At 64.6% G+C, this 7,111-nt stretch carries 8 protein-coding genes and 1 pseudogene; 7 read left to right on the top strand and 2 right to left on the bottom strand.

The window, feature by feature from the left end; translation table 11 throughout:
- The 5 genes from C1D09_RS15545 to C1D09_RS15525 form a co-directional block, all read left to right on the top strand.
- Positions 1–532 (top strand): CvpA family protein (locus tag C1D09_RS15545; protein WP_143975141.1); only part of this gene is annotated, 532 nt, incomplete at its 5' end.
- A gap of 103 nt (positions 533–635) precedes the next feature.
- Positions 636–2,105 carry an amidophosphoribosyltransferase gene (gene purF, locus C1D09_RS15540; protein ID WP_019857255.1) on the top strand — a complete coding sequence of 490 codons (1,470 nt, stop codon included), beginning with the start codon at positions 636–638 and terminating at the stop codon, positions 2,103–2,105.
- 23 nt (positions 2,106–2,128) lie between these two features.
- Positions 2,129–2,869, top strand: coding sequence for an SDR family NAD(P)-dependent oxidoreductase (locus tag C1D09_RS15535; protein WP_143975140.1), 741 nt, complete (start codon positions 2,129–2,131; stop codon positions 2,867–2,869).
- A 124-nt stretch (positions 2,870–2,993) separates the two neighbouring features.
- Positions 2,994–3,635, top strand: a complete 642-nt coding sequence (locus C1D09_RS15530; protein ID WP_143975139.1) for a hypothetical protein — start codon at positions 2,994–2,996, stop codon at positions 3,633–3,635.
- 171 nt (positions 3,636–3,806) lie between these two features.
- Complete coding sequence (locus C1D09_RS15525; protein WP_143975138.1) at positions 3,807–4,025, top strand: hypothetical protein; 219 nt, start codon at positions 3,807–3,809, stop codon at positions 4,023–4,025.
- A 49-nt stretch (positions 4,026–4,074) separates the two neighbouring features.
- Here C1D09_RS15525 and C1D09_RS15520 read toward each other — a convergent pair whose 3' ends face one another.
- A complete protein-coding gene (locus C1D09_RS15520; RefSeq protein WP_143975137.1) occupies positions 4,075–4,581 on the bottom strand; it encodes an OsmC family protein in 507 nt (168 codons plus the stop codon).
- Positions 4,582–4,805: 224 nt separating this feature from the next.
- Between C1D09_RS15520 and C1D09_RS15515 the strand changes: the two genes are divergently transcribed.
- Positions 4,806–5,693 (top strand): DMT family transporter, encoded by an 888-nt coding sequence (locus tag C1D09_RS15515; protein WP_143975136.1) that lies wholly within the window; start codon positions 4,806–4,808, stop codon positions 5,691–5,693.
- Between the two features lie 60 nt (positions 5,694–5,753).
- Complete coding sequence (locus C1D09_RS15510) at positions 5,754–6,662, top strand: DMT family transporter (RefSeq protein ID WP_143975135.1); 909 nt, start codon at positions 5,754–5,756, stop codon at positions 6,660–6,662.
- A gap of 166 nt (positions 6,663–6,828) precedes the next feature.
- Here C1D09_RS15510 and C1D09_RS15505 read toward each other — a convergent pair.
- Positions 6,829–7,111, bottom strand: a pseudogene (locus C1D09_RS15505) (LysR substrate-binding domain-containing protein); the annotation flags it as partial.

The raw sequence follows: 7,111 nt of genomic DNA, 5'->3' as shown, positions 1-7,111 counted from the left end.
CTACAAGCCGGTCCTGCCCTATCTGAAGCCCTACATCGAGAATGAGAAGATCGCCATGGCGGCCTCCGCCGGCGTCGTTTTCATCGTCGCGCTGATTGTTGTCTCCGTCATCACCATGAAGCTCGCCGACTGGATCATCGATTCGCGCATCGGCGCGCTCGACCGCACGCTCGGTTTCCTCTACGGCGCCGCGCGCGGCATCCTGGTCGTCGCGGTGGCGCTCTTGTTCTTCAACTGGCTGGCTGGCGCCAAGGCGCCGGCCTGGGTGACCGACGCCAAATCACGGCCATTGCTGGAATCGATAGGCGCCAAGATCGAGAACCTGTTGCCCGCCGACACCGAAAACGCAATCCTCAAGAAGCTCAGCCCGAAAGCGGGTGGCGAGACTCCGGCCGCCCCGGATGCGCCAGCGGCGGATGTGCCGGCAACAGGTGACGATGCAAATGCGCCGGCCCCGGACGACAATGACGCTGGCCCCGCGGACAACACACCCAAGCCAGCACCCGCAGCACCGGCAGCACCGGCAAACTGACCCCGAAAGGGCGCCCTGAACAGACGATGGTGTGAACGACTGCACGGCGCGCGTTGCTTTCGACGCGAACCCGCACTATATGGCGATTTTAGCGGAGCTTAAGATGGCAGACGCAGACGACGTGCTTTCCGCCGAGGCCGACGACCATTTCCACGACGAATGCGGTGTGTTCGGCATTTTCGGCCGGCAGGACGCAGCGGCAATCGTCACCCTCGGCCTGCATGCCCTGCAGCATCGGGGCCAGGAAGCGGCGGGCATCGTTTCTTATGACGGCAGCCAGTTCCATGTCGAACGCCATGTCGGCCTGATCGGCGACACTTTCACCAAGCAGCGCGTCATCGACAGCCTGCAAGGCAACCGCGCCATCGGCCATACGCGCTACGCCACGACAGGCGGCGCCGGCATGCGCAACATCCAGCCCTTCTTCGCCGAGTTGGCCGATGGCGGCTTCGCTGTCGCCCACAACGGCAATCTCACCAATGCCATGACGGTGCAGCGCGCGCTGCAGAAGCAGGGCGCGATCTTCTCCTCGACCTCCGACACCGAGACGCTTCTGCATCTGGTTGCGACCAGCAAGGAACGCGACCTCAACTCACGCTTCATCGACGCCGTTCGGCAGGTCGAAGGCGCCTTCTCGCTGGTGGCGATGACGGCGAAGAAGATGATCGGCTGCCGCGATCCGCTCGGCATCCGCCCGCTGGTGCTGGGCGACCTCGACGGCGCCTGGATCCTCGCTTCCGAGACCTGCGCGCTCGACATTATCGGCGCGCGTTTCGTGCGCGACCTGAAACCCGGCGAGATGGTCGTCGTCACCTCCAAGGGCATTGAAAGCCTGTTCCCGTTCGAGCCGCAGAAGACCCGCTTCTGCATCTTCGAATATGTCTATTTCGCCCGGCCGGATTCTTCGGTCGAAGGCCGCAACGTCTATGAGGTGCGCAAGCGCATCGGCGCCGAGCTGGCACAGGAAAACCCGGTCGAGGCCGACATCGTCGTACCGGTGCCGGATTCCGGCACGCCCGCAGCGATCGGCTTCAGCCAGGCGGCCGGCATCCCCTTCGAACTCGGCATCATCCGCAACCACTATGTCGGTCGTACCTTCATCCAGCCCGGCGATTCGATCCGCCACATGGGGGTCAAGCTGAAGCACAACGCCAACCGCCGCATGATCGAGGGCAAGCGAGTGGTGCTGGTCGACGATTCTATCGTGCGCGGCACCACCAGCCAGAAGATCGTGCAGATGGTGCGCGATGCCGGCGCCCGGGAAGTGCATATGCGCATCGCTTCGCCGCCGACCAGCGCCTCCTGCTTCTACGGCGTCGACACGCCGGAGAAATCGAAGCTCCTGGCTTCGCGCATGTCGGTGGAGGAGATGGCCGAATTCATTCGTGTCGATTCGCTCGGCTTCCTCTCCATCAACGGCCTCTACCGCGCCGTCGGCGAGGCCAGCCGCAACGATGAGCAGCCGCAGTTCTGCGACGCCTGCTTCACCGGGCAGTACCCGACCCGCCTGCTCGACTTCGAAGGCCACGACAATGTGCGCACGCTGTCGCTGCTGGCGAACAGTGGGGCGTAGGCCAGACCTTACGGAAATCTCGCATGACCCTCGACCTTACCGGCCGCGTCGCGGTCGTCACCGGCGCCTCGCGCGGCATCGGCTATTTCATCGCCAGGGAATTGGCCGCCGCCGGGGCGCACGTCATCGCGGTCGCGCGCACGGTCGGTGGGCTGGAAGAACTCGACGACCAGATCAAGGCGGCCGGCGGCCAAGCGACGCTGGTGCCGCTCGACCTCGCCGACATGGCCGGCATCGACCGGCTGGGCGGCGCCATCCATGAGCGCTGGGGCAAGCTCGACATCCTCGTCGCCAATGCCGGCGTGCTGGGCGTCATCTCGCCGATCGGCCATGTCGAGGCCAAGACCTTCGAGAAGGTGATGACCATCAACGTGACCTCGACCTGGCGGCTGATCCGCTCGGTCGACCCGCTGCTCAGGCTTTCCGATGCCGGCCGGGCCATCATCCTGTCGTCCAACGCGGCGCATTCGGCGCGCGCCTTCTGGGCGCCCTATGCGGCATCGAAAGCGGCGGTCGAGACCATGATGCGCTCCTGGGCGCATGAGACGCAAAGCCTGCCGCTGCGGGTCAATGCCGCGGACCCGGGCGCCACGCGCACCGCCATGCGGGCCCAGGCCCTGCCTGGCGAGGATCCGGAGACGCTGCCGCACCCTTCCGAGATCGCCAAGCGCATCGTGCCGTTGGCAAGCCCGGAGCTGAAAGAGACGGGGCTGATCTTCCAGGCCAAGCACAACCGCTTCGTCGCCTACAGGCAGCCCGAATAAAGTCACACCTTGGTTTTGACGACTCCGGGAACCGCTGCCCGCATTCGGGTGGCCTATGCCGGGGATTAAAAGCGCCTCCGGCTACGTTCTTCGAACGTAGGACATTCGAAACCGGAGGATCGATATGCGCAGACTTCTTTTCGTTGCCGCCACCGCCTTTGCAGCCGCTCTCGGCGCAACATCAGGCGTGGCTGTCTCGCAAGATGCCAAGATGAGTTTCTTCGTGACCAGTGTCGGCTCCGGCAAGGGCGCCGATCTCGGCGGCCTGAAGGGCGCCGACGCGCATTGCGCTTCGCTGGCCGAAGCAGCCGGCGCCACCGGCAAGAGCTGGCACGCCTACCTTTCGACCAGCGCCGAGGATGCCCGCGACCGCATCGGCAAGGGTCCGTGGTTCAACGCCAAGGGCGTCAAGATCGCCGACGATGTCGCCTCGTTGCACAGCGACGCCAACGGCATCACCAAACAGACGGCGCTCGACGAAAAGGGCGAAGCGGTCAATGGCCGCGGCGACACGCCGAACCGGCATGACATGCTGACCGGGTCCAAGCCCGACGGCACCAGGATCGCCGACCAGACCTGCGGCGACTGGACGATGAGCGGCGCCGACGGGGCGGCGATGATGGGTCATCACGACCGCACCGGGCTTGACGATTCGGCGGCGGCAAAGTCGTGGAATTCCTCGCATGCCTCACGCGGCGGCTGCAGCCAGCAAGCACTGAAGGGCACTGGGGGCGACGGGTTGTTTTACTGCTTTGCAACCAACTGAGCGGCCTAGGTCGCAAGCCCTCTCCGAGATCCGCCACATCATCACGCGGCTGTGATCTGACGGGAAAAAGCTGCGCGCCGGTCATGCTTTCGTCATTTCCCCGGAGTTGTTAGGATCGTAGCGACTCCGACAACAGCGAGAGCCCAAACTGGGCAGAACAAGGAAACTCCCATGGCTACGACCGCAGCATTGGTCTGGTATCTGGTAATCGCCGGTCCACAGGGCGGCATGGTGGTGCTGCCCAGCACCTTCGACAAGCGCGAACAATGCACCGCCGCCATCACCGAATATCAGAAGCAGCCGACACCGACGGGGTGGTCGTTGCAGTGCGTGCCGAGCGCGTCGCCCTTCACCGATGAGGGCGATGCCGAGGCACCGGCCGCGCAGTAAGGATTTGATGCACTAAGGCCCGCGGCCGCTTGGCGCGGGCCTTCTGATTTCAGCGCCGGGCACTCACCGTCAATTCCGGCTTCTGGCTGATGGTCTGGAACACCACGCAATAGCGCTCGGTCAGCTTCAGCAGTGCATCGATGCGCTCCTGCGGTTCATCCGTGTCGAGAGCGAAATTGAGCCGGATGGCACGAAAACCGATCGGCGCGTCCTTGGCGACACCGAGCGTACCGCGAAAATCGAGATCGCCTTCGGCTTCCACCGTGGCGGCGCCGAGCTTGAACTCGAGTGCCGTCGCCACTGCCTTCAACGTCACCCCGGCGCAAGCCACGAGTGCTTCCAGCAGCATGTCGCCGGAACAGAGTTCCAGCCCCGAGCCGCCGGTTGCCGGATGCAGGCCGGCGACAGCGATCGCCCTGCCCGTCTCGACCTTGCAGGCCACCGACTGGTCGTCGATCGAGCCCCTCGCTCGCAGCGTGATCAGTGCCTGCGAGGCGTCGTCGCGATAGGCCTGCTTCAGCGGCGCCTGCATGGCCTTGAGTTCGATGGCGTCCATTTTCGTTGCCTCTTTCGCTTTGCGGCCAGCGAGCAGCATGACTTCGTCGATATCAGATATAAGTGCCGATCGCGCCCTGGAAGCAAGCAATCCCTGTCCCAATGCAAGCTCAGGGCTGGCGTAGCGCCGTCTCGGCTTTCACCCGTATAGCTGGGAGCCGGGGCCTGATTTCGCAGCGTCCTCATGCTATTCCTGTCGTTTCCCGCACCTTTGGTCCGCGCCTTATGGCCGATGTCGCCATTCTCGAAACACGCGAAAGGGTTTTCGCCGGCATCCTTTTGACCGGTGCTGCCTATCTCTTGTTTTCGACGCAGGACGCCTCGATCAAGCTGCTGGTCACCGGAATGACGGTCTGGCAGATCATGTTCTTCCGCAGCATCACCATTCTTGGCGCTTGCGCGGCGATCGGCGGGCGACAGCTGTTTGCCGACACGGTGCGCTCGCCGATCGTGCGGCCGATGCTGGTGCGCAGCGCTTTCACGCTTGCCGCCTGGCTCTGTTACTACAACGCCGCCCGCAGCCTGCAGTTCGCCGAACTGACCACCGTCTACTACGCAGCGCCGATCATTGTGACCGTGTTTTCGGTGTTCCTGCTCGGCGAAAAGGTGCCGATGTCGCGCTGGCTGGCGGTTTTGATGGGTTTTGCCGGCGTCTTCGTCGCTTGCGACCCGACCCATCTCGGCCTGTCCGTGCCGGTGCTGCTGGTGCTGGCGGCCGCCCTTTTATGGGCCATCGCCATCGTGCTCCTGCGCAAGACCGCGCTTGCCGAGCGCTCGATGATCCAGCTTCTCCTCAACAACTTCTATTTCCTGCTGTTTTCGGCGGTGCCGGCGCTGTCGTGGTGGCATACGCCCGATCTGGCCCAGTTGCTGCTTCTCGCCAGCGTGGGCGCGCTTGGCGGCCTGGCGCAATACCTCCTCTTCGAAGGCATGAAGCGCACGCCGGCATCGATCCTCGCACCTCTCGAATACAGTTCGCTGTTATGGGCGTTCGCCCTCGGCTTCGCGATCTGGGGCGACGTGCCGCGCCGCGAAGTGTTTCTGGGCGCCGCCCTGATCATCGCCGCCGGGCTGCTGATCGTCGGCGGCGAGCATTTGCGCAAGCGGCTGTGATGGGGATGACGCTCGCTGCTGACCCTACGATGTCAGGACCCGCCGGGGTAGGCTGTCGGCATGACTGACGTCGCAGCCGCCAAAACCGAAGCCACCGAACGCACGCTGGGCATCATATTGGTGTCGTCATCGGCGGCGGTGTTCGGCCTGACCGGCGTCTTGACCAAGTCGATCCACGCCGATCCGCTGACCATCACCTGCTGGCGCGGGTTTGTCGGCTCGATCCTGATCAGCCTCTATGTGCTGTGGCGCCGCCATCGCTCGGGCAACCGCGGCACGCTGCGGCTTGGCTGGCGCGGCTGGCTGCTGGCGGTGGAAGGCGCACTGGCCAGTATCGCCTTCATCTCGGCGTTCAAATTCACCTTCGTCGCCAATGTCGCGGTCATCTATGCGACGTCGCCCTTCATTGCCGCCCTGCTGGCTTGGGTGCTGGTGCGCGAGCCCTTCCGCCTGCAAACGATGCTCGCGGCCGCCGTGTCGCTGTGCGGCGTGGCCATCATGGTTTGGTCGGGCTTCGGCACGGGAAATCTGTTCGGCGACGGGCTGGCGCTGCTTATGACGGCCGGCAGCGCACTCTACATGATCATGGTGCGCGCCTTCCGTGACACGCCCGTGGTGTGGGCCGGCGCGGTTTCAGCCTTTCTGCTGTTCATACTCGGCTGGTTCCTCACCGACCCGCTGGCGGTCTCGGCAAGGGATGCCGTTCTGCTCGTCACCTTCGGCGCGGCCTTCGCGTTGTCGTCGATCCTGTGGACGGAAGGCGCGCGGCTTATCCCGGCACCGGAATCCGGTCTGCTCGGCTCGGCGGAGGTGCCGTTCGCGATCCTGTTCGCCTTCCTGTTCCTGGCCGATATACCGCCTGTCGCCAGTATGATCGGCGGCGCCATTGTGCTCTGCGCGGTGTTCGCCCATGCAGGCCGCGATTGGCTGGCGGCCCGCACGCAGCAGGCAGCGTCAAATATTTCTTAAAAAAGTGACGCAGCCACGGAACCATCATCGGACTCAGACATTATCGGTGCGACGGGCCACCCCCCAAGTCCCCCCAAACCCCTCGGCCCGTCCTACTCCAAGCCGACCGCAAGGTCGGCTTTTTCTTTCCAAATGGGGACCGTCCGCAGGTCGGTGTTGTCTTGCGTCAGGCTGGCGCCAGATCAGCCGGGGGCCGAGACGGCACCAGGTCGCCGCTGAGCAGCGTCGCTAAATCGCCCGCGGAAGCATCAGCATCGGCACGCAACCGGATCGCGAATTCGGCCATCGGAACCGGCGGCAGGCCCAGTTCGCGCGGCGCTTCGACAATGCCGGAATGGGCAAAGCGGGGGGTTCGCAAGGTCAGCGCAACACCGGCATTCACCGCAGTGCGCAGGCCGGCCAGGCTGGCGCTGCCGGCGGCGATCCGGTAGCGGCGGCCGGCAGCATCG

This window comes from Mesorhizobium intechi, assembly GCF_002879535.1.
In the GTDB taxonomy this organism is placed as follows: domain Bacteria; phylum Pseudomonadota; class Alphaproteobacteria; order Rhizobiales; family Rhizobiaceae; genus Mesorhizobium; species Mesorhizobium intechi.
The sequence above is the reverse complement of the archived record's forward strand: the minus strand, read 5'-3'. Positions and strand labels throughout refer to the sequence as shown.